A 26,594-nucleotide genomic window follows, 5' to 3' on the forward strand; every position below is an offset into this window, starting at 1 on the left:
GGAGCCCGCCATGAGCGAATTCAAACGTATCCCCCCGGAACAGGCCCAGGCCCTGCGCGAACAAGGCGCAGTGGTGGTCGACGTCCGCGACCCGGCCACTTTTGCCGCCCTGCACATCGCAGGCTCCAAGCACCTGGATAACCATTCCCTGCACGCTTTCATCCAGGGTGCCGACCTCGATGCACCGACCGTGGTGGTCTGCTATCACGGCAATTCCAGCCAGGGCGCAGCCGCCTACCTGATCAGCCAGGGCTTCTCCGACGTCTACAGCATGGATGGCGGATTTGAGTTGTGGCGTACGACGTATCCTGCGGAAACGGCGCAAGGCACCACTGAATAATTTTTTTGTAACGTTGCAGGCCCCGGCTCCCGCGGGCTGGCGCGGTGGCAGACGAACGGTCTGCCACAACTAATTACGTATCTCGCCTTTACCTCCCGAATTCCCAACTATCCTTAAGCCCAGGCCATCCAAAACAGGGGAGAGCCGGTACACCGGCGCACGGGTCATCGGGAGTAGCTTTCGGAGTAGTCAGCTCCGGGAGAGTTCTGGGGGGTAAACAGCAATCGCCTGTTCGGTTGCTGCCAGCATCGACTGAGTGATCCGGCGTCGGCTCCACGTATCGAGCGAGGTGACGTCATGAGTATCTTTAGCCACTTCCAACAACGCTTCGAGTCCACACGCCAGGAAGAACTCTCTCTGCAAGAGTATCTGGAACTGTGCAAAAAAGACCGTAGCGCCTACGTTTCCGCCGCCGAGCGTCTACTGCTGGCCATCGGTGAACCGGAACTGCTCGACACCTCGACCAACTCGAGACTGTCGCGCATCTTCTCCAACAAGGTCATCCGTCGCTATCCGGCCTTTGAAGACTTCCACGGGATGGAAGAATGCATCGACCAGATCGTGTCGTATTTCCGCCATGCCGCGCAGGGCCTGGAAGAGAAGAAACAGATCCTTTACCTGCTCGGCCCAGTCGGTGGCGGTAAATCGTCCCTGGCCGAGAAGCTCAAGCAACTGATGGAAAAAGTGCCCTTCTATGCCATCAAGGGCTCGCCGGTTTTCGAGTCGCCCCTGGGTCTGTTCAACTCCACTGAAGATGGAGCGATCCTGGAAGAAGACTTCGGCATTCCACGGCGCTACCTCAACACCATCATGTCGCCATGGGCGACCAAGCGCCTGGCCGAATTCGGCGGCGACATCAGCCAGTTCCGCGTGGTGAAACTCTACCCGTCGATCCTCAACCAGATCGCCGTGGCCAAGACCGAACCTGGCGACGAAAACAACCAGGACATCTCGGCGCTGGTGGGCAAGGTCGATATCCGCAAACTGGAGGAGTTCCCGCAGAATGACGCCGACGCCTACAGCTACTCGGGCGCCCTGTGCCGGGCCAACCAGGGCCTGATGGAATTCGTCGAAATGTTCAAGGCACCCATCAAGGTGCTGCACCCACTGCTGACCGCCACCCAGGAGGGCAACTACAACAGTACCGAAGGCCTCGGCGCGATTCCGTTCACCGGGATCCTGTTGGCCCACTCCAACGAATCGGAGTGGCATACCTTCCGCAATAACAAGAACAACGAAGCCTTCATCGACCGGATCTACATCGTCAAAGTGCCGTACTGCCTGCGGGTCAGTGACGAAGTCAAGATCTACGACAAGCTGCTATTCAACAGTTCGCTGGCCAAGGCGCATTGCGCGCCGGATACCCTGAAGATGCTGGCCCAGTTCACCGTGCTCTCGCGCCTCAAGGAGCCGGAAAACTCCAACATCTACTCGAAGATGCGCGTGTACGACGGCGAGAACCTCAAGGATACCGATCCGAAAGCCAAATCGATTCAGGAATACCGCGACAATGCGGGCGTCGACGAAGGCATGAACGGTCTTTCGACCCGCTTCGCATTCAAGATCCTGTCCAAGGTGTTCAACTTCGATCCGCACGAAATCGCCGCCAACCCGGTACACCTGCTCTACGTGCTTGAACAACAGATCGAGCAGGAACAGTTCCAGGCCGAGACCCGCGAACGCTATCTGCGCTTCCTCAAGGAGTACCTGGCACCGCGCTACATCGAGTTCATCGGCAAGGAGATCCAGACCGCCTACCTCGAGTCTTACAGCGAGTACGGTCAGAACATCTTCGATCGTTATGTGCTGTACGCCGACTTCTGGATCCAGGACCAGGAGTACCGCGACCCGGAAACCGGCGAGATCCTCAACCGCGTAGCGTTGAACGAAGAACTGGAGAAAATCGAAAAACCGGCCGGCATCAGCAATCCGAAGGATTTCCGCAACGAAATCGTCAACTTCGTACTGCGCGCCCGGGCCAACAACAACGGCAAGAACCCGACCTGGCTCAGCTACGAAAAACTGCGGGTGGTCATCGAGAAGAAAATGTTCTCCAACACCGAGGACCTGCTGCCAGTCATCAGCTTCAATGCCAAGGCCAGCAAAGAGGACCAGCAGAAACACAACGACTTCGTCACACGGATGGTCGAGCGGGGCTACACCGACAAACAGGTACGACTGCTCTCCGAGTGGTACCTGCGGGTCAGAAAATCACAATAACCCGCTGCCGGTCAGACCGGTTGTCGTCAGCCAGAGACCTGTGTGCGCTTTTTCTGTTACACAGGCCTCTGGAAGGTGTTCGAAAGTCGGTAGCGAGTTCAGGCAGCATCCAAAGCGCTTGGGGGAGCGTTCAACATCCCTCGGCTCTCGGTTCGATGCTGTATCACCGCTCGCCCCTTTCAGGACAGCTTCTAAGGAGCAGTCATGAGCTATGTGATCGACCGACGTCTCAATGGCAAGAACAAGAGCACGGTGAACCGCCAGCGGTTTCTGCGGCGTTACCGTGATCACATCAAGAAGGCTGTCGAAGAGGCGGTCAGCCGGCGCTCCATTACCGATATGGAACACGGCGAACAAATCAGCATTCCCGGCCGCGACATCGACGAGCCGGTGCTTCATCACGGTCGCGGTGGCAAGCAGACGGTCGTGCACCCGGGCAACAAGGAATTCACCAGCGGCGAACATATCGCCCGCCCACCGGGAGGCGGTGGTGGCCGTGGCCCCGGCAAGGCCGGCAATTCCGGCGAAGGAATGGACGAATTCGTCTTCCAGATCACCCAGGAAGAGTTCCTCGAGTTCATGTTCGAGGACCTCGAACTACCCAATCTGGTCAAGCGTAACCTGACCGGCACCGACACCTTCAAGACCGTGCGCGCCGGGATCAGCAACGAGGGTAACCCGTCGCGGATCAACATCATCCGCACCCTGCGTTCGGCTCACGCCCGGCGTATCGCCCTGTCCGGCAGCAGCCGGGCAAAGCTGCGCGAAGCCAAGGAAGAACTTCTGCGACTCAAGCAGGAAGAACCGGACAACTTCGGCGATATTCAGAAAATCGAAGAAGAAATCGAAAAACTCAGTGCGCGCATTCATCGCATCCCGTTCCTCGACACGTTCGACCTCAAGTACAACCTGCTCATCAAGCAACCCAACCCCAGTTCCAAGGCCGTGATGTTCTGCCTGATGGACGTGTCCGGCTCGATGACCCAGGCGACCAAGGATATCGCCAAGCGCTTCTTTATCCTGCTGTACCTGTTTCTCAAGCGTAACTACGACAAGATTGACGTCGTGTTCATCCGCCACCACACCAGCGCCCGTGAAGTGGATGAAGAGGAGTTTTTCTACTCCCGGGAAACCGGCGGCACCATCGTCTCCAGCGCCTTGAAACTGATGCAGGAGATCATGGCCGAGCGTTATCCGAGCAACGAGTGGAACATCTACGCCGCCCAGGCCTCCGACGGTGACAACTGGAACGACGACTCCCCTATCTGCCGCGACATCCTGATCAACCAGATCATGCCATTCGTGCAGTACTACACTTACGTTGAGATCACCCCGCGCGAACACCAGGCCCTGTGGTTCGAGTACGAGCGCATCGCCGAAGCCTTTTCCGACACATTTGCCCAGCAACAACTGGTCTCGGCCGGGGATATCTATCCGGTCTTCCGTGAACTCTTCCAGCGCAGGTTAGTGACATGACCGCCAAAGAGCAGAAACGCCAACCCATTTCCACCGGCTCCGAATGGACGTTCGAGCTGATTCAGGCCTACGACCGCGAAATCAGTCGTATTGCGGCCGGTTACGCACTCGATACGTATCCCAACCAGATCGAAGTGATCACCGCCGAACAGATGATGGACGCCTACGCCTCGGTCGGTATGCCGCTGGGTTATCACCACTGGTCCTACGGCAAGCACTTCCTCAGCACCGAAAAGTCCTACACCCGCGGCCAGATGGGGCTGGCCTACGAAATCGTGATCAACTCCGATCCATGCATCGCCTACCTGATGGAAGAAAACACAATCTGCATGCAGGCGCTGGTGGTGGCCCATGCCTGCTACGGGCACAACAGCTTTTTCAAAGGCAATTACCTGTTCCGCACCTGGACCGACGCCAGCTCGATCATCGATTACCTGGTGTTTGCCAAGCAGTACATCATGCAGTGCGAAGAACGCCACGGCATCGACGCGGTCGAGGACCTGCTCGACTCCTGCCATGCCCTGATGAACTATGGTGTCGACCGCTACAAACGCCCTTATCCGATCTCCGCGGAGGAAGAACGTCGCCGGCAAAAGGACCGGGAAGAACATCTACAGAAACAGATCAACGATCTGTGGCGCACCATTCCCAAGGGCGCGGACAAGTACAGCGACAAGGACAACGCGCGCTTCCCCGCCGAACCTCAGGAAAATATCCTGTACTTCATCGAAAAACACGCACCACTGCTGGAGCCATGGCAGCGGGAAATCGTGCGCATCGTGCGCAAGATCGCCCAGTATTTTTATCCACAGCGTCAGACCCAGGTGATGAACGAGGGCTGGGCCACGTTCTGGCACTACACCCTGATGAACGACCTCTACGACGAGGGCCTGGTCACCGACGGCTTCATGATGGAGTTCCTGACGTCCCACACCAGCGTGGTGTTCCAGCCTGGTTTCGACAGCCCTTACTACAGTGGCATCAACCCCTACGCCCTGGGGTTTGCCATGTACCGCGACATCCGTCGCATGTGCGAAGAACCTACGGAAGAAGATTACCGCTGGTTCCCGGACATCGCCGGTACCGACTGGCTGGCAGCCATCAAATTCGCCATGAGCAGCTTCAAGGACGAGAGCTTCATCCTGCAGTACCTGTCGCCCAAGGTGATCCGCGACCTGAAGCTGTTCAGCATTCTCGATGACGACCAGAAGGACGACCTGCTGGTGCCCGCCATTCACGACGAAGGAGGCTACCGCATCATCCGTGAAACCCTCGCGGCACAGTACAACCTGGGTAATCGCGAGCCCAACGTGCAGATCTACAGCATCGACCGGCGTGGCGACCGATCCCTGACCCTGCGTCACCAGCAGCACGACCGCAAACCACTCGGGGACTCGACTGAAGAAGTGCTCAAACACCTGCACCGCCTCTGGGGCTTCGATATTCACCTGGAAACCCTGCAAGGCGATCAGGTCATGAAAACCCACCATGTGCCGCCCAGAAGCGAGCACAGCGAAGGTGATTACGGCCGACTGGACCTGGCCGTCATCCATCTTTGATCCGGTTTGCGCCTCCGAAAGCTCGATGCAACGGTTATCCTGTCGAGCTAACGGAGGTTTTTTATGCGTATTTATAAAGTCGGCGGCGCGGTACGCGATCGCCTGCTGGGCAAACCGGTAACCGATATCGACTGGGTCGTGGTCGGCGCCACCACCGAAGAAATGCTCGCCAAGGGCTTTCGCCCGGTGGGTGCGGACTTCCCGGTGTTTCTTCACCCAAAAAGCGGTGAGGAATACGCCCTGGCCCGCACCGAGCGCAAAAGCGGGCGCGGTTACGGCGGGTTCACTTTTCACGCAAGCCCTGAAGTCACCCTCGAAGAAGACTTGATCCGTCGCGACCTGACCATCAATGCCATGGCCGAAGACGACCAGCAGAACCTGACCGACCCGTACCACGGCCAGCGCGATCTCGAAGCGCGCCTGCTTCGCCATGTTTCCCCGGCATTTGCCGAAGATCCGCTCCGGGTCCTGCGTGTTGCCCGCTTCGCGGCACGCTACGCGACGCTGGGTTTTACCGTTGCCCCGGAAACCCTGGCACTGATGCGCCAACTCAGCGAGTCAGGCGAACTTGAAGCACTGACCCCGGAACGCAGCTGGAAGGAAATTTCCCGCGCCCTGATGGAAGATCAGCCACAGGTGTTTGTGGAGGTTTTGCGCGCATGCGGCGCACTCCAGGTCCTGATGCCCGAGGTCGACGCGCTGTTTGGCGTACCGCAACCACCCGCCCATCACCCGGAAATCGATACAGGCATACATACCCTGAGCGTGTTGCAGCAAGCGGCGCGGCACAAACAGCCGTTGACCGTGCGCTGGGCCTGCCTGCTGCACGACCTGGGCAAGGGCCTGACGCCCGAGCAAAAATGGCCGCGACACATTGCCCACGAGTTCAAAGGCCTGAAGCTGATCAAAGCGATCAATGAACGCTTCAAGGTACCGAGGGACTGCCAGGAACTGGCACTGCTGGTGGGCGAGTATCACACCCATGGGCATCGCGCCCTTGAGCTGAAGCCATCAACGTTGCTGGAGGTGCTGCAAAGCTTCGACATTTACCGCCGGCCACAGCGGTTCGAGGAGTTCATCGCGGCATGTGAGATGGATGCGCGTGGGCGCGAAGGGCTGGAAGAAAGAAGTTATCCACAGGCGGATTATTTGCGCGGCGCGGCAACCGCGGCTCGTAGCGTGGCGGTTCAGCCGCTGCTGGAGAAAGGCTTCAAGGGGCCGGAACTGGGGGAGGCGATCAAGCGTGAGCGACTCAAGGCGCTGAAGGCCTACAAAGAAAAAGCCTGAACAGGATAAAAGATCGCAGCCTTCGGCAGCTCCTACAGGACGCATCAATCCTTGTAGGAGCTGCCGAAGGCTGCGATCTTTTTGCTTTACAGTAAATCAGAGGGTGTCAGCTGCCCACCACGCCATTCGAAAGCCACTGGCGCCAACACCTGATCAATCTGCGCTTCAGCCCACAAGGTCGCAAAGCTCTTGCCTGCGCCCGGGTGCACGCGATCCGGTGCTATCAACGACAACGGCCACAGAACGAACGCATTCTTGAGAATTTCTGCCCGCGGCAAGATCAGGCCGTCGAAGTTGCCCACCAGGTCACCGAACAACAACACGTCGATATCCAGTGGCAAACCTCGGCGATCCGGTGCGTAACGACCGTTATCCGCCTCGATGAATTTCAATCGTCGATCAAGTTCAATAAGCGGCAGATCGGTATACGCCGACACCACGAAATTGAAGAATGGCCCACTCTTGATGCCCACCGGCTGACTTTCGAACACCGCCGAACAGCGGATATCGACAAGAAACGCCGCCAAAGCATCGAGCCCCGCCCGCAAATGGGCTTCACGCTCGATATTGCTACCGAGCCCGAGGTACACCTGTGTCAGCGACATCCGCGCTCGATCTCCACGCCCACACCGCCGATGGCAGCCGGGACAGCGCCGGGCTTGGTCAGCTTCAGGCGCATCCAGGTGATCTTGAATTCGCTCATCAGTACTTCAACCAGCCGCTCGGCAAAGGTTTCCACCAGCTGGAATTGCGCCTGCTCGGCAAACGCCTGGATACGCGAGGAAACACTGGCGTAGTCGAGCGCCAGGGTCAGGTCATCACCGGCTGCGGCCGGGCGATTATCCCAGGCGAAGCTCAGATCAAGACGCAAGCACTGTCGGATGCCTCGTTCCCAGTCGTAGGCACCAATCACCGTGTCGACTTCCAGGCCCTCGATAAACACTCTGTCCAAGCACTTCTCTCCGCTACACGACAAGGGCGCAATGCGCCGTTAGAATCAGGGCTTCCTCGCCCGGAATAGTTAGCATGTTTTGGTTATTGGCGATCCTCGCCTACCTGCTCGGCTCTCTGTCCTTTGCCATTTTGCTCAGCCGCCTGACCGGTAACCCCGATCCGCGAATGAGTGGCTCGGGTAATGCCGGCGCCACCAACATGTTGCGCCTGGCCGGCAAGAAACTCGCCATCCTGACCCTGCTCGGCGACCTTTGCAAAGGTCTGCTGCCCGTGCTGATCGCCGGTATCGCGGGCCTTTCACTACAGGATCAGGCCTGGATCGGCGTCTATGCCGTGATCGGCCATCTGTTTCCGTTGTACTTCCGCTTTCGTGGCGGCAAGGGTGTCGCCACCGCAGCCGGCATGTTGCTGGGACTATACCCGCCCGCAGCCTTTCTGGCGGTCTGCGCCTGGCTCTTGACGTTCTACCTGACCCGCACCAGCTCCCTGGCCGCCCTCATCGCCACACCACTGACCCTGCCGCTGCTGGCCTGGCAGGAACCGGCCGCCCTGTTGCCCATGAGCGTACTCACAGGCCTGATCGTCTGGCGCCATCGCGGCAATCTACGCGACCTGTTTGCCGGGCGCGAACGGCACTTCTAGCGGCCGGACATAAGCACCGTTCATCACAATGCGGTCAACTGCTCCATCGGCCAGCGTGCCTGCACGCTGATAGCCAGGCTTTCCTGCTGACCGGCCTGCAAGCGCTGGCAACCGGCGAACGCAATCATTGCGCCATTATCGGTGCAGAACTCAGGGCGTGCATAAAACACATCGCCGTTCATGTCGCCGAGCATTTTTTCCAGGGAAGTGCGCAACGCCTTGTTGGCACTGACGCCCCCTGCTATCACCAGACGCTTCATTCCTGCCTGCTTGAGGGCACGCTTGCACTTGATGGTCAAAGTCTCCACCACGGCCTGCTGGAACGCCAGCGAGATGTCGCAACGGGCTTGCTCGCTGTCGTCCCCGGCGCTGACGCACTGCTGCCAGGTATTCAAGGCGAAGGTTTTCAAGCCGCTGAAACTGAAATCCAGGCCCGGGCGGTCGCACATAGGCCGCGGGAACACGAAACGTCCTGCAACGCCCTGCCCTGCAAGGCGAGCGATCTCCGGCCCACCCGGATAATTGAGGCCCATCATCTTGGCTGTCTTGTCGAAAGCTTCGCCGGCGGCGTCATCCAGGGTCTCGCCCAGGAGCGTGTACTGACCGATTCCGTCGACCTGAACCAGTTGCGTATGACCACCCGACACCAACAAAGCGACGAACGGAAATTCCGGCGGTTGCGACTCCAGCATCGGCGCCAGCAAATGGCCTTCCATGTGATGCACCCCGAGGGCCGGGATGCCCCAGGCAAAGGCCAGCGCCTGGGCGCAGGAAGCCCCTACCAGCAGGGCACCGACCAGGCCAGGACCCGCGGTGTAGGCGATCGCATCGATCTCGGTCGGCACGCAGCCGGCCTCGGCCAACACCTGACGAATCAAGGGCAGCATGCGTTTGACGTGATCGCGCGAAGCCAGCTCCGGCACCACGCCACCATAAGCGCGGTGCAGGTCGATCTGACTGAACAGCGCGTCGGCCAGCAGGCCGCGCTCACTGTCATATAATGCGACACCGGTTTCGTCGCAGGAGGTTTCTAATCCCAGTACTAGCATGGGTTTGCGCCTTGTTTAGGCTGAATTCGAAGGCGCGCATAATAGTCGTCGCGTGATGCCCCGACCAGCGGTTTTCGATCAGAGGCTTTGCATTCCGAGCGATGAGGGGTTAACATCCGCAACCCTTAAAAACCGACGTCTTCAAGTGCTCTTTTGCCGCGAGGATGTTGACCCCGGTAATGAATGAAGGTAGCTCTGGATGCCAGCCGTCAAAGTAAAAGAGAACGAACCCTTCGACGTAGCTCTGCGTCGTTTCAAGCGCTCCTGCGAAAAAGCCGGTGTACTGGCTGAAGTTCGTAGCCGCGAATTTTACGAGAAGCCAACTTCTGAGCGTAAGCGCAAAGCAGCAGCCGCTGTTAAGCGTCACGCCAAGAAAGTTCAGCGCGAACAGCGCCGCGCCGTTCGTCTGTACTAATACACAGACGATCGTAGCAAGCTTCTGCCAAGCCCGGCCCTCAGCCGGGCTTATGGCATTTGCGTAAAACGCTTGATGCTTCACTGTCAACGCCGCAGACGCGACCGAGACAAATCTGCTTCACCGCGTCAGACCTGGCTCTTTTGCCAGCGGTGCACGTCTTTTCTGACGAGCCTTTCAAGGCTACTGACGAGCACACCCACTGATTCCTCTCACGACGATCAGCCCAAGGCACCTGCTTGCGTGCCAGATGATGAGCTATCCGGGGCCTATGATTGGCCGTAGCGGATTCAGCGCAACACATTCAAACAGTCGAATACTGATTGGCATTAACGTCAGTGGATTTTCGGCAGATACACTTCCCGACAACGAATACGCAGACGACACTGGTCGAGCCGCACACTTTGCGCGCCTCAAACAATGGCCGCCGTTCGGTCGCCGTACGTTACGGGATCCTTTCAGCGCAGATGACGAGAACGCCATGGCCGGGCTAATTCCCCAGAGCTTCATTGACGACCTTCTGAACCGCACCGACATCGTCGATGTGGTCAGCTCGCGCCTGCAATTGAAAAAGGCCGGCAAGAACCACACCGCCTGCTGCCCGTTCCACAAGGAAAAGACTCCGTCGTTCAGCGTCAGCCCCGACAAGCAGTTCTATTACTGCTTCGGCTGCGGCGCTGGCGGCAACGCCCTCGGCTTCATCATGGACCACGACAACCTGGATTTCGTCCAGGCCGTCGAAGAACTGGCCAAAGCCGCCGGCATGGAAATCCCCCGCGAAGAAAGCGGCCGACCGCACAAACCGCGACAGCCGACCGATTCGCCGCTGTATCCGCTACTGAGTGCAGCTGCCGATTTTTATCGCCAGGCCCTGAAAAGCCACCCATCGCGTAAAGCCGCTGTGGAATACCTGAAAGGTCGCGGGCTGACCGGCGAAATCGCCCGGGACTTCGGCCTGGGCTTTGCTCCGCCCGGCTGGGACAACCTGTTCAAGCACTTGAGCAGCGATACCCTGCAACAAAAAGCCATGATCGATGCCGGCCTGTTGATCGAAAACGCCGAAAGCGGCAAACGCTACGACCGCTTCCGCGACCGCGTGATGTTTCCGATCCGCGACAGTCGTGGGCGCGTCATCGCCTTCGGCGGCCGGGTATTGGGCGACGACAAGCCGAAGTACCTGAACTCCCCGGAAACCCCGGTTTTCCATAAAGGCCAGGAACTCTACGGCCTGTACGAAGCGCGCAAGACCAACCGCAACCTCGACGAGATCATCGTCGTCGAGGGCTACATGGACGTCATTGCCCTGGCCCAGCAAGGCCTGCGCAATGCCGTCGCAACCCTGGGCACAGCCACCAGCGAGGAACACCTCAAGCGGTTGTTTCGCGTCGTACCCAACGTGCTGTTCTGCTTCGACGGCGACCAGGCCGGCCGCAATGCAGCATGGCGGGCGCTGGAGGCGACACTTTCGAGCCTGCAGGACGGTCGTCGCGCACGCTTTCTGTTCCTGCCCGAAGGCGAGGACCCGGACACCCTGGTCCGCTCCGAAGGCACCGATGCCTTCCGCGCGCGCATCAACCAGCACGCGCAGCCACTGGCCGATTACTTCTTCCAGCAACTGACGGAGGAAGCCGACCCGCGCTCGCTTGAGGGCAAGGCTCACATGGCCACCCTCGCCGCGCCGTTGATCGACAAAGTCCCGGGCGCCAACCTGCGCATATTGATGCGTCAACGCCTGAGCGAAATCACCGGCCTGAGCGGTGAAGCGGTGAGCCAGTTGGCACAAAGCGCCCCGCAAGAAGCACCGCCCGCCTACGACCCGGGCATCGATTACGACGCGATGCCCGATTACAGCGACTATCATCAGCCGCAAGCACAGGAAATGTATGTGCCGCAGCAGGAATGGACGCCGAAGAAACCCGGTGCAGGAGGCAAGAAATGGGACAAGAAACCGTGGGACAAGAATGGCAAACGGGGCGGTGATCGTGATCAACCCCGCGCGCCACGGGTGCCCGCCGCCGTAGAACCGCCGACCCTCGCCGCCTTGCGCACGTTGCTGCATCACCCGCAACTGGCCGAAAAAGTCGAGGATGCCGGGCACTTCGCCGCCGAGGATCACACCAACACGCAATTGCTGGTGGCGCTGCTCGAAGCTGTGCAGAAGAATCCCAAGCTAAACTCAATTCAATTGATTGCGCGTTGGCACGGCACAGAACAAGGCCGCTTGCTCAAAGCCCTGGCGGAAAAGGAATGGCTGATTGATGGAGATAACCTTGAACAACAGTTTTTCGACACCATTACTAGCTTGTCAGCCCGCCAACGCGAGCGAAACCTGGAACAACTTCTGCGAAAAGCGCGTCAAAGCGAATTGACCAGCGAAGAGAAAAATCAACTGCGCGACCTCTTGAGTCGCAATGTTTCCGCATCAAACCCGACCTCAACTGGCGCGTGAGGTCATAGCTCAGGTATAATCCTCGGCTTGTTTTTTGCCCGCCAAGACCTTCAGTGGATAGGGTGTTATGTCCGGAAAAGCGCAACAGCAGTCTCGTATCAAAGAGTTGATCACACTTGGTCGTGAGCAGGGCTACCTGACTTACGCGGAGGTCAACGACCACCTGCCGGAGGATATTTCAGATCCGGAACAGGTGGAAGACATCATCCGCATGATCAATGACATGGGGATCAACGTATTCGAGGTTGCGCCAGATAAGGATTCCCTTATGCTGGCCGACGCCGATACCGACGAAGCCGCAGCCGAAGAGGCCGCTGCAGCGTTGGCTGCGGTCGAGACCGACATTGGTCGCACTACCGACCCGGTGCGCATGTACATGCGCGAAATGGGTACGGTGGAGCTCCTCACGCGTGAAGGCGAAATCGAAATCGCCAAGCGTATTGAAGAGGGCATCCGTGAGGTGATGAGCGCAATCGCGCACTTCCCCGGCACGGTTGATCATATTCTCTCCGAGTACACCCGCGTCACCACCGAAGGTGGCCGCCTGTCCGACGTCCTGAGCGGTTATATCGACCCGGACGACGGCATCGCGCCGCCTGCGGCAGAAGTGCCGCCGCCGATCGACGCGAAAGCCGTTAAAGCGGATGACGACGCCGAGGACGATGACGCCGAAGCCTCCGATGACGAGGAAGAAGCCGAAAGCGGTCCGGATCCGGTCATCGCTGCACAGCGCTTCGGTGCTGTGGCCGATCAGATGGAAATCACCCGCAAGGCGCTGAAAAAGCACGGCCGCAACAACAAGGCAACGATTGCCGAGCTGTTGGCCCTGGCCGAGCTGTTCATGCCGATCAAACTGGTTCCGAAGCAATTCGAAGGCCTGGTCGAGCGTGTTCGCAGTGCCCTGGATCGCCTGCGTCAGCAAGAGCGCGCAATCATGCAGCTCTGCGTTCGTGATGCACGCATGCCGCGTGCCGACTTCCTGCGCCAGTTCCCGGGCAACGAAGTCGACGAAAGCTGGAGTGACGCCTTGGCCAAAGGCAAAGGCAAATACGCTGAAGCCATTGGTCGTCTGCAGCCGGACATCATCCGTTGCCAGCAGAAGCTGACCGCGCTGGAAACCGAAACCGGCTTGACCATCGCTGAAATCAAGGACATCAACCGTCGCATGTCGATCGGTGAGGCCAAGGCCCGCCGCGCGAAGAAAGAGATGGTTGAAGCCAACTTGCGTCTGGTGATCTCGATCGCCAAGAAGTACACCAACCGTGGTCTGCAATTCCTCGATCTGATCCAGGAAGGCAACATCGGCTTGATGAAAGCGGTGGACAAGTTCGAATACCGTCGCGGCTACAAGTTCTCGACTTATGCCACCTGGTGGATCCGTCAGGCGATCACTCGCTCGATCGCCGACCAGGCCCGCACCATCCGTATTCCGGTGCACATGATCGAGACGATCAACAAGCTCAACCGCATTTCCCGCCAGATGCTGCAGGAAATGGGTCGCGAACCGACCCCGGAAGAGCTGGGCGAACGCATGGAAATGCCTGAGGACAAGATCCGCAAGGTATTGAAGATCGCTAAAGAGCCGATCTCCATGGAAACCCCGATCGGTGATGACGAAGACTCCCATCTGGGTGACTTCATCGAAGACTCGACCATGCAGTCGCCAATCGATGTTGCAACCGTTGAGAGCCTTAAAGAAGCGACTCGCGAAGTGCTGTCCGGCCTCACTGCCCGTGAAGCCAAGGTACTGCGCATGCGCTTCGGTATCGACATGAATACCGACCACACCCTCGAAGAGGTTGGTAAGCAGTTCGACGTGACCCGTGAGCGGATTCGTCAGATCGAAGCCAAGGCGCTGCGCAAGCTGCGCCACCCGACGAGAAGCGAGCATCTGCGCTCCTTCCTCGACGAGTGATCACAAAACCCCCGGCCCAGGCCGGGGGTTTTGCTTTGTACAGATTAAATCCCCCCGCCTCCCCCCTCCGCCCTGTAGCCGTCTACACTCGAAACATTCCCCCGAGCCATAACGAGACCGTTATGCCCAGACTGCCGACCGTGCTTTTTTTGCTGTCGCTGATGACCTGGACCGCAACGGCTGGCGCGCTGACTCTCACTGACGAAGAACGTAGCTGGCTGGCGGCTCACCCGGAATTGCGCCTGGGTGTCGATGCGTCGTGGCCGCCTTTCGAGTTTCGTGACGATGAGGGCCGCTACCAGGGCCTTGCCGCCGATTACATCGAGGTCATCCGCAAAAGGCTGGCAACCCGACTCACGCCCATCGAGCCGGTGAGCTGGACCGCCGTCCTGGAGCAGGCCAAGAAGGGCAAGCTAGACCTGCTGCCGGGCATCATGTCGACCCCGGAACGCCAGCAATACCTGTCGTTCACCCGCCCCTACCTGGATTTTCCGATTGTCATCCTGGCCCATGTCGGGGGCCCCCAACCACACAACCTGAAAGACCTGTACGGCCTGAAAATCGCCGTAGTGGAAAACTACGCCCCTCACGAACTGCTGCGCACCCACCATCCCGACTTGAATCTGGTAGCGATGCCCAACGTCAGTTCGACGCTACAGGCACTGGCCACCGACGAAGTGGACGCCGTGGTAGGCGATCTGGCTTCCAGCGTCTGGAGCCTGCGCCAACTCAAGCTCGACGGGTTGTATGTCAGCGGTGAAACGCCCTATCGCTATCAACTGGCCATGGGTGTACCCCGCAACAACAAGATGCTGGTTGGCATTCTCGACAAAGTCCTGGCGGACATGAGCCCCGCTGAAATCAGCGCCATTCAGGAGCATTGGGTCGGCAACGTCCTCGATCATCGAACGTTCTGGAGCGACCTGCTGGTGTATGGCCTGCCCGGACTGCTGCTGCTGACTGTCGTACTGGCGGTGGTCATCCGCATCAACCGCCGTTTGAGCTCGGAAATCGCCCGCCGGGTCGACCTTGAACAGGAACTGCGCAGCAGCGAATACCACTACCGCGGCTTGGTGGAGAGCCTGTCGGCCATCGCCTGGGAAGCAAAAGTCACCGACTTCACCTACAGCTATGTATCGCCCCACGCCGAAGACCTTCTCGGATATCCCCTGTCCCATTGGCTGATCCCGGGCTTCTGGCGCAACATCATTCACCCCGCCGACCTGACCCGCGCCCAGACCTTCTGCGACCACGAAGTGCTGGCCGGGCGCGACCATCGCCTCGATTACCGGGTGATCACCGCCGACGGGCGCTGCCTGTGGGTGCGCGACATCGTCAGCCTGATCGAGCACGGGCATGAACCGGTGATGCGTGGGCTGATGATCGACATCACCGACGCCAAGCGCACCGAAGAAGCACTGCGCCTGTCGGAACAGAAATTCGCCTCTGTGTTCCAGCAATGCCCGGACATTCTGGTGATCGCGCGCCTGAGCGACGGTTGTCTGCTGGAGGTCAACGAAGCGTTCGAGGAGCAAATTGGCCTCAAGGCCGAGGACGTCATTGGCCAGACCGCCACCAACCTGAACATCTGGGGGATTCCCGGTGTCGGGCCGGGCCTTCTGCAACGCTTGCAGGCCGGCAGCATCCGCAACCTGGAAATGCCCTTCCGTCGCAGCAACGGCCAGGTGTTTACCGGCCTGATCTCCGCCGAACCGTTCGACCTCGACATGACACCGGCGCTGGTGGTCGTGGTGCGGGACATCACCCAGCTCAAGGAAACCCAGCAACAGCTGCAAACGTCCGAAGAAAAGTTCGCCAAGGCCTTCCACGCCTCCCCCGACGGCTTGCTGCTGTCGCGGCAAAGCGATGGCTTGCTGTTGGAGGTCAACGACGGTTTCAGCCGCATCACCGGCTTCAACAGCGCCATGTCGGTGGATCGTTCGGCGCTGGACTTGGGGATCTGGGTCAACCTCAATGAACGCAAGCAAATGCTCGACCTGCTGCACCGCGACGGTTTTGTCCGTGATTTCAGCTGCCATATCCGCCGCAGCGACGGGCAGATCCGCCTCTGCGAAGTGTCCAGCCGTCCGCTGCCGATTGGCGATGAAAACTGCATGCTGACCATCGCCCGGGACATCACCGAGCGGCACCTGATGCAGGAAAAACTGCAACAGGCCGCCACCGTGTTCGAAAGCACCGCCGAAGGCGTATTGATCACCGACACCCAACAGCACATCAGCGCGGTCAACCGTGCGTTCACCGAAATCACCGGTTACAGCGAAAGCGAAGCCCTGGGCCACACGCCACGCCTGCTCGCCTCGGGCCTGCATGACAGCGCGTTCTACGCGGCCATGTGGCACCAACTGACCGCCGAAGGCCATTGGCAAGGTGAAATTTCCAACCGGCGCAAGAATGGCGAGCTGTACCCCAGCTGGCTGACCATCAGTGCCGTGCGCAACCGGGAGAAGTTCATCACCCACTTTGTCGCGGTGTTCGCCGACATTTCCAGCCTCAAGCATGCCCAGGCCAAACTCGACTACCAGGCGCACCACGACCCGCTGACCGGCTTGCCGAACCGCACACTGTTCGAAAGCCGCCTGCTGACCGCGCTCAACAGCCAGCAGGAAAACGGTGGCCAGGGCGCGGTACTGTTCCTCGACCTCGACCGCTTCAAGCACATCAACGACAGCCTCGGCCACCCGGTCGGCGACCTGCTGCTCAAGGGCATCGCCGTGCGCCTCAAGGAGCAACTGCGTGATATCGACACTGTGGCGCGCCTGGGAGGTGACGAGTTCATTATCCTGCTGCCGGGCCTGCAACAATCCAGCGACGCCGACCACATCGCCAATAAACTGCTCAACTGTTTCGCCGCGCCATTCCAGGCCGGCGAACACGAGTTTTTCATCAGCGCCAGCATCGGCACCAGCCTCTATCCGAAAGATGGCTGCGACGTTGCCACACTGATCAAGAACGCCGACGCCGCGATGTACCGCTCCAAGGCCAAGGGCCGCAACCGCGTCGAAAGCTACACCCGCGACCTCACCGCCCAGGCCAGCGAACGCGTGGCGCTGGAACACGAACTGCGCCGCGCCATCGAGCGCAACGAATTGCACCTGTGCTACCAACCGAAAATCAGCCTCGAAGACTACAGCCTGGTCGGCGCCGAAGCCCTGATCCGCTGGCACCATCCGACCTTTGGCGACGTACCGCGGGAACACTTCATCCCGCTGGCCGAAGAAAACGGCATGATCCTGCAAATCGGCGACTGGGTGCTGGAAACCGCCTGCCGGCAGATGGCCGAATGGCACAGGCTGTACGAAAGCCCCGGTCCGCTGTCGGTCAACCTGGCCGGCGCCCAACTGCGCCAACCCAACCTGGTGGGCCGCATCGAGCAGTTGCTCAAGGACAACGGCCTCAACCCCGGTTTCCTGCAACTGGAAATCACCGAAAACTTCATCATGAGCCAGGCCGAGGAAGCGCTGGCGGTGCTGCATCAACTCAAACAACTGGGCGTGCAACTGGCCATCGACGACTTCGGCACCGGCTACTCGTCCTTGAGCTACCTCAAGCGCCTGCCGCTGGACATCCTCAAGATCGACCAGTCCTTCGTCCGCGGCCTGCCGGACGATCCCCACGATGCCGCCATCGTACGCGCCATCATCGCCCTCGGCCGCAGCATGCAATTCACCGTGATTGCCGAAGGGGTCGAGACCCGCGCGCAACAGCAATTCCTCGCCGCCGAGGGCTGTGAACAAATCCAGGGCTACATCGTCAGCCTGCCCCTGCCCCCCGACGAATTCGCCGCGACGTTTCTTCGTACAACAGTAAAGGCTTTTTCGGATAGCACAGTCGCAAAACCGTCGCTATAATCCGCGACCTACTGAGGGCCTATAGCTCAGTTGGTTAGAGCAGAGGACTCATAATCCTTTGGTCCACGGTTCAAGTCCGTGTGGGCCCACCAAACAAGAAAGCCGCGCATTGCGCGGCTTTTGCGTATCTGAATAGCCCGAAACAGTAGAGCCATTTTTTAATCGTTCAGTTGGCAAAGTTTTCGATCTTTACCTGGCCCTCGGGGAAGGTGGCGATGATTTCCAACTCGCCACCCATGGCGCGGATGTAGTTGCGCAAAGTACTGATGTACATGTCCGTTCGCCGCTCCATCTTGGAGATCGCCGCCTGATTGACATGCAGTGTCCTGGCCAGTGTGTCCTGACTCAACGCTTGCGCCTGGCGCAACTCGTGCAGCGGCATTTGTGCTCGTAGCTTCTGATGCAAGGCCTCAACACGCGCTTGAGACTCTGGAGAGCGACGTGCCACCAAATCAGCAAATTTTTTAGCCATTGTCATAGCCCTCTTTCTTCAATGTTTCCAAGTGCTCGTCGTAGAGACGTTCGGCCAGTGGCACGTGTTCCGTATACCAACGCTCCTGGCCGGTTTTATCACCGCCAATCAGCAGAATCGCACTGCGCCGTGGATCAAAACGCGTACAGCACACGGTACGGCCTGCCAGCGTGCTGCACTCTTAACTCACGAAGGTTGCCATGCCGTGAACCTTGATATCGCTGGTATGTAGAAAAACCCAAGTGTGGGCCATCCTCGCCCAGCAACATCACTGTGGCCTGAACCGAGTCCTGTTCGAACTCGTTCAGGTGATCCCACCAGGCCTCAAATTCATCCGTGTATTCGACGTCCCATTTCATACAAATATGCCACCAAAGGAATATAACCTCAAAGGAATAAATGTATGAGCTTCAGAGGTGCCCAACCACTCTGACTCCTCTGTCAATTGTTAACGATGGTTACTCGCAGTAGGTTTGCCGTTTCGCCAATTGCTTCAGCGCCCTCATGACAACGTGGGAACCCAGCGCTTGGCTCAACTACTCAGAGGATGCACCGGCCTGGAAAATCGCTCGTCGCGCCAGTCTTCGTTTACAGAGGGTGTCGCAATATCGGATGACGTCCGTAAACCTTGTAGGCAAACTCCGAACCTTGCTTTTGGGCACTTTGCCGCCTTGTTGCGCTTTTTCTTGACGGGATAGTCTCCGGTCGTCGCTGACCATTCAGCGATCGGGCTTGGAAACCCGTCGGATCAAATCGCAGCAGAATCTACCACTACTCCAGTCGTTTTTTACGACTGCGAAACTGTGTTATGGCAGCTGTGCGTGGGACGCTTTCGGGCGTGCCGGTTTCCTTGATCCCCGGTTTTCCAACCTGCGTACAGCTGCCACCCATTCGCTTGGAAACGAACGTGGCGGCTTCTTGGATTAAGGAGTTACATCATGAGCAAAACCATCTCGCACGATCCTTCAGAACTGAAAACCATCGGCTTCACCCCCTTCCTATATCTCTCGGATCAACCACTGTTCCACGTCTGCCGCGACGTCCCCATCGCCGACGCTCTGGCCCAAGCCTCCGACCTGCTGTTCCTCGCCAAGTCCCTGACCGTGGACGCCGCCTACGCCCAAGACTCCGACCGCCACGCCTGGGCCGCGCATTACCTGACGACGATGAGCAAAGCGGTGATTGATGATGTAGTGAAGGTGTTGACGCGCAAACCTGCTCAAACGAGAGCGCAGGCAGATCAATAAAACAAACAGAGCCTGAAAATTCCCAAATAGGGACCGTGCGTTCCCTTTTTGGGACTGATTAGAGCCAGATGCTTCGGCTCTTCAGTTCAAACACATCATGAAGGCATGGCCTGCACGGCCAGCCGCCGCTCCAGCTCCTGCCCCGTCAGCATGCCCTCATACGTATCCGCCGGCCGTCCCCACTGCTCCACGATGACCATGCCGCCCACCAGCGCCACAGCCAATTCGGCAATCGTCTCGGCCTGATCTTCTATGATTTTTTGCGTCCGCAGCCACAGCCGACCTGTCATCTCTTTAAGCTCCGCCGTTATCCGCTCACCCGACGCAGGATCAGTGTCCGGGTAGACGATATTTCGCAGCAGATGCTGAAGCTCCCTGATTTTTGCGTAATCCTGTTCCGCCCCCTGCTTGCCTTTGAGGATGGCGGTGGCCTTGGGCTTATCGACGCGTTTGGCGGCTGAAGGTTTTGAAGGCAGGGTCTGCGCCATTGAGCCAGCCAGGAGCACCATCATCCGGGCTTCCAGATGTTCCTTCATGGCTTCCATCGACGAAATCGGGCGCACCAAGGTAATGGAGGCCCCTCCCTGGTGCCGCAAATCCTTGCTCACTGTTAGGGTCACGCCGCCCGTTTCAAACCCCAGGGCGCGGGCCACCACGTAGTGCCCCATTTCGTGATGGGCGATCTGCAAGGCACGGTCCCGTACAGCAGCAGGTAGCTTCGTTGTCATGTTCTTCGCCTCACGCCCTCGACTGATTAAATCCTAGCCGATCCCCCCCCTCTTTCGCCCAGCAAAAAGCCGCGCTTGTGGCGAGGGAGCTTGCTCCCGTTGGACTGCGTAGCAGTCCCCTATTTGGGGGCCGCTTCGCGGCCCAGCGGGAGCAAGCTCCCTCGCCACAGGTCCAGCGCTGTAATCAAGTGAACAGCATTACGTGCAACTCTGCTTTTTTCCTCAAGCTTCAGCCGCTATTTGGGCAAGGCGTAGGCAATCACATAATCCCCACGATCCGTCGACTGACGCGCACCACCCACCGTGAGCAGGATGTACTGCCTGCCGGTTTTCGGTGAAACGTAGGTCATCGGCCCGGACTGGCTGCCCACCGGCAAGCGCGATTTCCAGATTTCGTTGCCGTTGCCGGTGTCGAAGGCGCGCAGGTAGAAGTCCTGGGTGCCGGCGAAGAACAGCAGGCCCGACTGGGTGGCCAGCGATGCGCCGAGGGTCGGCATGCCGATCGGGATCGGCAAGTGCATGCGGATGCCCAGCGGGCCGGTGTCCTGCACGGTGCCGACCGGAACTTGCCACATCAGTTTGTGGGTCTTGAGGTCGATGGCGGACATGGTGCCGAACGGTGGTTTCTGGCACGGAATACCGACCGCCGAGAGGAAACGTTCGCGCATGGCGCCGAACGGCGTGCCTTCCTGGGGTACCACGCCCATTTCGATACCGCTGGCCCCGGCTTTGATCTTGTCGCGCGGGATCATGTAGTTGGCCAGGCCCAGGCGCATGTCGTTGACGAACATGTAATTGGTGTTCGGATCAACCGAGACGCTGCCCCAGTTCATCCCGCCCAGCGAGCCCGGGAATTGCAGGGCGCGGTCCATGCCCGGCGGGGTGTAGACGCCTTCGTGGCGCATGCCTTTGAACTGGATGCGGCACATCAACTGATCAAACGGCGTGGCGCCCCACATGTCGGATTCGGTCAGGGTCTTGTTGCCGATTGACGGCATGTCCACCGAGAACGGCTGGGTTGGCGAGTAGCGTTCACCGGGCACTTTGCCTTGCGGCACCGGGCGCTCTTCGACGCGGGCAATCGGCACGCCGGTTTCGCGGTTGAGCAGGAAGATCTCGCCCTGCTTGGTGACTTGCGCCAGGGCTGGCTGGGTGCCGCCCTTATCGTCCGGCACGTCGTACAGCAGCGGCTGCGCCGGCAGGTCGAAGTCCCACAAGTCGTGGTGGGTGGTCTGGTAGTGCCAGCGTACCTGCCCGGTTTTCACATCGATGGCGACGATGGACGAACTCCACTTGTCGTCGAGCTCGGTGCGTTGACCGCCGAAGAAGTCCGGGGTGGCGTTGCCGGTTGGCAAGTAAACCAGACCGAGCTTGGCGTCGTAGGACATGGCCGACCACACATTCGGCGTACCACGGGTATAGGTCTCACCGGTCGGTGGGCGTTTGGTGGTGTTCGGGTTGCCCGGATCCCACGCCCACATCAGCTCACCGCTGCGCACGTCGTAGGCACGCACCACGCCCGGCGGTTCGCCAGTGGAATAGTTATCGGCCACGCGGCCGCCGACGATCACCACGTCTCCTGCGACCAATGGGGTCGAGGTTTGCTGGTAGTAACCGGGCTTCACTTCGCCCATGTCAGTGGTCAGATCGACAGTGCCGTGGTTACCGAACTCTTCGCAGGGCTTGCCGGTGTCGGCATTGATAGCAATCAGGCGCGCATCGCCGGTCGGCAGAAACAGACGTTTCGTACAGGCGGTTGGCTGGTTGTCCGAAGAGGCCGGTGTTTCGGAATAGCCCAGGCCACGGCAACGCTGCCAGTTGGGCGCGGTGCCTTGTGGGTCGAACTTCCAGCGCTGGGCGCCGGTGTCGGCATCCAGGGCGAAGACTTTGCCGTAGGCGGTGCAGGTGTAGACCGTGTCACCGATTTGCAGCGGAGTGTTCTGGTCTTCGGCGCCGGCACCGGTGCTTTGCGGGATGTCACCGGTGCGGAAGGTCCAGGCGACCTGCAATTTGTCGATGTTGCCTTTGGTGATCTGGTCCAGCGCGGCAAAGCGGTTGCCGGCGGTGGTGTTGCCCCAGTGGGCCCAGTCTTTCTGCTCGGTGCCCGGAGTGACCGGCGTTACCGCAGGTACGGTGGTGTTTTTGACCACATGGGTCGGCACGAACATGTAGGCCATCGTCGCAACGACGCCCACGCCCAGAATGCCAGCCAGACCGTAGGCACCACGCCCAGCGGTCGCGCCCGAAGCGCGGACCAGGGTCGGATAGATCAACGCCACCACCAGACCGATCACGGCGAAGGTCAGTACCCGCGAGACCAGCGGCCAGTACTCGAGGCCCGCATCCCAAACGGCCCAGATCGCAGTGAGGAGCAATGCCACAGCATACAGCCAGGCGCCGAGCGGCTTGCGCCGGGCAATCATCAACCCGGACGCCAGCATTGCCAGCCCCATCAGCAGGAAATACCAGCTGCCACCCAGCGCGATCAGATAGCCACCGCCACCGGCCAGGCCGAGCCCGATCAGTGCAATCAGCACACCCAGCCCCGCCAGCAACCATTTGCTGCCGGCGGCAGCCCCAGAATTGTTCATGTCGGAAATTTTCCCCATTTGTGACAAGGGCGGAATAATGTACTACCTAGTTACTTATGGCAATTTGTCGCAGGCAAAAATGTCATGAACGGTATTGAGGCTAGATCAAATCGCCGTCGCGAGCGTCCTGCAGGAACTGCCTGTAACATGCTTGCGCACTGATCCATGCCCCTGGAGATAACCCCTTGCCTGACACTCGCACGCCCGTTCTCGATGAAATCGACCGCCAATTGATTGCCGCCCTGCAGATCAACGCCCGCGAGAGCGTGGCCATGCTCGCCCGGCAACTGGGCATCGCCCGTACCACCGTCACTTCGCGCCTGGCGCGGCTGGAAAAGGCCAAGGTGATCACCGGTTACGGCGTGCGCCTCGGCCAGCGCGTGGTGGATGGCGGGTTGCAGGCGTATGTGGGGATCACTGTGCAACCGCGTTCCGGCAAGGAAGTGTTGCGACGCCTGAGCGCAATGGCGCAGGTGCAACAGCTGTGCGCGGTGAGTGGCGAATTTGATTATGTGGCGTGGTTGCGCACCGATTCGCCGGAGCAACTCGATCAGCTGCTGGATCAGATTGGCAGTGTGGATGGGGTGGAGAAGACCACGACGTCGATCATCTTGAGTAGCAAGATTGATCGGGGGCAGCCGGTTTGAGTTTTCAGGCCTGGGTTCATCCGTGACTGAACTGGCGCTATCGCGAGCAAGCTCGCTCCCACAGTGGTCAGTGTGCATTGATAGTTCGTCACATTGATCAAACAAACATCAAAATGACGACACTTTGCGTCTTAATAACGTGTTCTGCGCTCTCTAGAATGGCTGACATCTTTTCCTATACTCAGATGCGCATCCCGCGTCGGGTCGCCAGCAAGGTCAGCCATGAACAAGAACAATCGCCATCCTGCAGACGGTAAGAAACCAGTCACCATTTTCGGCCCGGATTTTCCTTTCGCCTTCGACGACTGGATCGAACACCCCGCCGGGCTGGGCAGTATTCCCGAGCATAATCACGGTGCCGAAGTGGCGATTGTCGGCGGCGGGATTGCCGGCCTGGTGGCGGCGTATGAGCTGATGAAGCTGGGCCTGAAACCGGTCGTCTACGAAGCTTCGAAAATGGGCGGCCGTCTGCGTTCCCAGGCGTTCAATGGCGCCGAAGGCATCATTGCCGAGCTGGGCGGGATGCGCTTCCCGGTGTCGTCCACCGCGTTCTATCACTACGTCGACAAACTGGGTCTGGAAACCAAACCTTTCCCTAACCCGCTGACACCCGCGTCGGGCAGCACGGTGATCGACCTCGAAGGCCAGACCCATTACGCACAGAAGCTGTCGGACCTTCCTGCACTGTTCCAGGAAGTGGCTGACGCCTGGGCCGATGCCCTGGAAGCCGGCTCACAGTTCTCCGATATCCAGCAAGCCATCCGCGACCGTGATGTGCCACGTCTGAAAGAGTTGTGGAACACCCTGGTTCCGTTGTGGGACGACCGCACCTTCTACGATTTCGTCGCCACCTCCAAGGCGTTCTCCAAGCTCTCGTTCCATCACCGCGAAGTGTTCGGCCAGGTCGGTTTCGGTACCGGTGGCTGGGATTCGGACTTCCCCAACTCGATGCTGGAAATCTTCCGCGTGGTGATGACCAACTGCGACGATCACCAGCACCTGGTGGTTGGCGGTGTGGAACAGGTACCCCAGGGCATCTGGCGTCATGTACCGGAGCGTTGCGCGCATTGGCCAGCGGGCACCAGCCTCAGCTCGCTGCACAACGGCGCACCGCGCACTGGCGTGAAGAAAATTGCCCACGCGCCGGGAGGCCGTTTCGCCGTCACCGACAACTGGGGCGACACCCGCGAATACGCGGCCGTGCTGACCACCTGCCAGAGCTGGCTGCTGACCACCCAGATCGAATGCGACGAAACCCTGTTCTCGCAAAAAATGTGGATGGCTTTGGACCGTACCCGCTACATGCAGTCGTCTAAAACTTTCGTGATGGTCGACCGCCCATTCTGGAAGGACAAGGATCCAGAAACCGGCCGCGACCTGATGAGCATGACCCTCACCGACCGCCTGACCCGTGGCACCTACCTGTTCGACAACGGCGACGACAAGCCGGGGGTGATCTGCCTGTCGTACTCGTGGATGAGCGATGCGCTGAAAATGCTCCCGCAGCCGGTGGAAAAACGCGTGAAGCTGGCCTTGGATGCGTTGAAGAAGATCTACCCGAAAGTCGATATCGCCGCGCGGATCATCGGCGATCCGATCACCGTTTCGTGGGAAGCCGACCCGCATTTCCTCGGCGCGTTCAAAGGCGCCCTGCCCGGCCACTACCGCTACAACCAGCGCATGTACGCGCACTTCATGCAGGACGCCATGCCAGCCGAGCAGCGCGGGATTTTCATCGCCGGCGACGACGTTTCGTGGACGCCTGCCTGGGTTGAGGGCGCGGTACAGACCTCGCTCAACGCGGTATGGGGCATCATGAAGCACTTCGGCGGTGCAACTCACGCCGAGAATCCGGGTCCAGGAGATGTATTCAACGAGATCGGACCGATCGCCCTGCCCGAGTAAGAGGAATCCGAAATGCGCGTAGCCCTTTACCAATGTCCGCCGCTGCCTCTGGACGTCGCTGGCAACCTGCAACGCCTGCATCAGTTGGCGCTGGAAGCCAAAGGCGCCGACTTGCTGGTGCTGCCGGAGATGTTCCTGACCGGCTACAACATCGGCGTCGATGCCGTCAGCGTGTTGGCGGAGGTGCATAACGGTGAGTCGGCACAGCAGATTGCGCGCATTGCCAAGACTGCCGGGATCGCCATTTTGTATGGCTATCCCGAGCGCACCGAGGACGGGCAGATCTACAACGCCGTGCAGTTGATCGACGCTAACGGCGAGCGCATCTGCAATTACCGCAAGACCCATCTGTTCGGCGATCTGGATCACTCGATGTTCAGTGCAGGTTCCGATGAGTTTCCCGTCGTTGAACTCAACGGCTGGAAACTCGGTTTCCTGATCTGCTACGACCTGGAGTTTCCGGAAAACGCCCGACGCCTGGCCCTGGCCGGTGCCGAACTGATCCTGGTGCCGACCGCGAACATGATTCCGTTCGATTTCGTCGCCGATGTCACCGTGCGTTCCCGCGCCTTCGAAAACCAATGTTATGTGGCTTACGCCAACTACTGCGGCCATGAAGGCGATATCCACTATTGCGGTCAAAGCAGCATCGCTGCGCCGGATGGCAGCCGCATCGCTCAGGCAGGCCTTGATGAAGCATTGATCGTCGGCGAGCTGGATCGACAGTTGATGGTCGACTCCCGCGCCGCCAATCGCTACCTGATCGATCGTCGTCCCGAGCTTTACGGCGAGCTGAACAAGTCCTAATCCGCTAGCATTGGCACTTCAC

The 26,594-nt window shown here is 59.4% G+C and carries 20 protein-coding genes, 1 tRNA gene and 1 pseudogene; 15 read left to right on the forward strand and 7 right to left on the reverse strand.

Going from position 1 to position 26,594, the window contains the following annotated elements; translation table 11 throughout:
* The first annotated feature begins 10 nt into the window (after positions 1-10).
* The 5 genes from glpE (at position 11) to ACM6G4_RS07495 (ending at position 6,882) form a co-directional block, all read left to right on the forward strand.
* Positions 11-340 carry a thiosulfate sulfurtransferase GlpE gene (gene glpE, locus ACM6G4_RS07475; RefSeq protein ID WP_008051614.1) on the forward strand — a complete coding sequence of 110 codons (330 nt, stop codon included), beginning with the start codon at positions 11-13 and terminating at the stop codon, positions 338-340.
* A 297-nt stretch (positions 341-637) separates the two neighbouring features.
* Entirely contained in the window at positions 638-2,560 is a 1,923-nt protein-coding gene (locus ACM6G4_RS07480; protein ID WP_007980217.1) for a PrkA family serine protein kinase, read from the forward strand.
* A 204-nt stretch (positions 2,561-2,764) separates the two neighbouring features.
* Positions 2,765-4,036, forward strand: coding sequence for a YeaH/YhbH family protein (locus ACM6G4_RS07485; RefSeq protein ID WP_056726641.1), 1,272 nt, complete (start codon positions 2,765-2,767; stop codon positions 4,034-4,036).
* Entirely contained in the window at positions 4,033-5,595 is a 1,563-nt protein-coding gene (locus ACM6G4_RS07490; protein WP_056726640.1) for a SpoVR family protein, read from the forward strand. The genes ACM6G4_RS07485 and ACM6G4_RS07490 overlap by 4 nt, the downstream gene beginning before the upstream one ends.
* Before the next feature lie 63 nt (positions 5,596-5,658).
* A complete protein-coding gene (locus tag ACM6G4_RS07495; protein WP_414913389.1) occupies positions 5,659-6,882 on the forward strand; it encodes a multifunctional CCA addition/repair protein in 1,224 nt (407 codons plus the stop codon).
* 86 nt (positions 6,883-6,968) lie between these two features.
* Here the strand turns inward: ACM6G4_RS07495 and folK are convergent, their stop codons facing one another.
* Positions 6,969-7,487, reverse strand: a complete 519-nt coding sequence (gene folK, locus ACM6G4_RS07500; RefSeq protein WP_223541849.1) for a 2-amino-4-hydroxy-6-hydroxymethyldihydropteridine diphosphokinase — start codon at positions 7,485-7,487, stop codon at positions 6,969-6,971.
* On the reverse strand, positions 7,478-7,834 hold the full coding sequence (gene folB, locus ACM6G4_RS07505; RefSeq protein ID WP_056726637.1) for a dihydroneopterin aldolase: 357 nt from the start codon (positions 7,832-7,834) through the stop codon (positions 7,478-7,480). Before folB ends, folK begins: the two co-directional genes overlap by 10 nt.
* Positions 7,835-7,908: 74 nt before the next feature.
* On the opposite strand from folB, the gene plsY reads away from it, so the two are divergent.
* Entirely contained in the window at positions 7,909-8,478 is a 570-nt protein-coding gene (gene plsY, locus ACM6G4_RS07510; RefSeq protein WP_056726636.1) for a glycerol-3-phosphate 1-O-acyltransferase PlsY, read from the forward strand.
* Between the two features lie 23 nt (positions 8,479-8,501).
* On the opposite strand, the gene tsaD is transcribed toward plsY, so the two are convergent.
* The gene (gene tsaD, locus ACM6G4_RS07515; protein WP_414913390.1) at positions 8,502-9,527 is read right to left on the reverse strand and encodes a tRNA (adenosine(37)-N6)-threonylcarbamoyltransferase complex transferase subunit TsaD; all 1,026 of its coding nucleotides are present in this window, start codon (positions 9,525-9,527) and stop codon (positions 8,502-8,504) included.
* A gap of 199 nt (positions 9,528-9,726) precedes the next feature.
* Here tsaD and rpsU point away from each other — a divergent pair, with 199 nt between their 5' ends.
* The 5 genes from rpsU to ACM6G4_RS07540 all read left to right on the forward strand — a co-directional run bounded on the left by rpsU (position 9,727) and on the right by ACM6G4_RS07540 (position 18,267).
* Positions 9,727-9,942, forward strand: a complete 216-nt coding sequence (gene rpsU / locus ACM6G4_RS07520) for a 30S ribosomal protein S21 (protein WP_002551877.1) — start codon at positions 9,727-9,729, stop codon at positions 9,940-9,942.
* Positions 9,943-10,423: 481 nt separating this feature from the next.
* A complete protein-coding gene (dnaG, locus tag ACM6G4_RS07525) occupies positions 10,424-12,391 on the forward strand; it encodes a DNA primase (RefSeq protein ID WP_223541848.1) in 1,968 nt (655 codons plus the stop codon).
* Between the two features lie 67 nt (positions 12,392-12,458).
* Complete coding sequence (rpoD, locus tag ACM6G4_RS07530) at positions 12,459-14,306, forward strand: RNA polymerase sigma factor RpoD (protein ID WP_414913391.1); 1,848 nt, start codon at positions 12,459-12,461, stop codon at positions 14,304-14,306.
* 122 nt (positions 14,307-14,428) lie between these two features.
* A complete protein-coding gene (locus ACM6G4_RS07535) occupies positions 14,429-18,175 on the forward strand; it encodes a bifunctional diguanylate cyclase/phosphodiesterase (protein ID WP_414913392.1) in 3,747 nt (1,248 codons plus the stop codon).
* A 15-nt stretch (positions 18,176-18,190) separates the two neighbouring features.
* Positions 18,191-18,267: transfer RNA gene (locus tag ACM6G4_RS07540), tRNA-Ile, on the forward strand.
* Between the two features lie 74 nt (positions 18,268-18,341).
* Here ACM6G4_RS07540 and ACM6G4_RS07545 read toward each other — a convergent pair.
* Both ACM6G4_RS07545 and ACM6G4_RS07550 read right to left on the reverse strand, forming a co-directional pair.
* Positions 18,342-18,647: an XRE family transcriptional regulator gene (locus tag ACM6G4_RS07545; protein ID WP_008051594.1), complete on the reverse strand. Its 306-nt coding sequence runs from the start codon at positions 18,645-18,647 to the stop codon at positions 18,342-18,344.
* Positions 18,640-19,006 (reverse strand): annotated as a pseudogene (locus ACM6G4_RS07550) (type II toxin-antitoxin system RelE/ParE family toxin). Before ACM6G4_RS07550 ends, ACM6G4_RS07545 begins: the two are co-directional and overlap by 8 nt.
* Positions 19,007-19,585: 579 nt before the next feature.
* Here ACM6G4_RS07550 and ACM6G4_RS07555 point away from each other — a divergent pair.
* Positions 19,586-19,894 carry a DUF3077 domain-containing protein gene (locus ACM6G4_RS07555; protein ID WP_046039457.1) on the forward strand — a complete coding sequence of 103 codons (309 nt, stop codon included), beginning with the start codon at positions 19,586-19,588 and terminating at the stop codon, positions 19,892-19,894.
* Positions 19,895-19,989: 95 nt separating this feature from the next.
* On the opposite strand, the gene ACM6G4_RS07560 is transcribed toward ACM6G4_RS07555, so the two are convergent.
* Together ACM6G4_RS07560 and ACM6G4_RS07565 are read right to left on the reverse strand one after the other, a co-directional pair.
* Positions 19,990-20,622 carry a peptidase M41 gene (locus tag ACM6G4_RS07560; protein ID WP_414913393.1) on the reverse strand — a complete coding sequence of 211 codons (633 nt, stop codon included), beginning with the start codon at positions 20,620-20,622 and terminating at the stop codon, positions 19,990-19,992.
* Positions 20,623-20,858: 236 nt separating this feature from the next.
* Positions 20,859-23,213, reverse strand: a complete 2,355-nt coding sequence (locus ACM6G4_RS07565; RefSeq protein WP_056726627.1) for a glucose/quinate/shikimate family membrane-bound PQQ-dependent dehydrogenase — start codon at positions 23,211-23,213, stop codon at positions 20,859-20,861.
* Positions 23,214-23,398: 185 nt separating this feature from the next.
* Between ACM6G4_RS07565 and ACM6G4_RS07570 the strand changes: the two genes are divergently transcribed.
* The 3 genes from ACM6G4_RS07570 to ACM6G4_RS07580 all read left to right on the forward strand — a co-directional run bounded on the left by ACM6G4_RS07570 (position 23,399) and on the right by ACM6G4_RS07580 (position 26,572).
* Complete coding sequence (locus ACM6G4_RS07570) at positions 23,399-23,860, forward strand: Lrp/AsnC family transcriptional regulator (protein WP_046039454.1); 462 nt, start codon at positions 23,399-23,401, stop codon at positions 23,858-23,860.
* Between the two features lie 222 nt (positions 23,861-24,082).
* Complete coding sequence (locus ACM6G4_RS07575) at positions 24,083-25,765, forward strand: flavin monoamine oxidase family protein (RefSeq protein ID WP_414913394.1); 1,683 nt, start codon at positions 24,083-24,085, stop codon at positions 25,763-25,765.
* 12 nt (positions 25,766-25,777) lie between these two features.
* Complete coding sequence (locus tag ACM6G4_RS07580; protein WP_056726625.1) at positions 25,778-26,572, forward strand: carbon-nitrogen hydrolase family protein; 795 nt, start codon at positions 25,778-25,780, stop codon at positions 26,570-26,572.
* Positions 26,573-26,594: the final 22 nt, after the last annotated feature.

Source organism: Pseudomonas sp. IT-P258 (assembly GCF_949767825.1).
GTDB lineage: Bacteria > Pseudomonadota > Gammaproteobacteria > Pseudomonadales > Pseudomonadaceae > Aquipseudomonas > Aquipseudomonas monachiensis.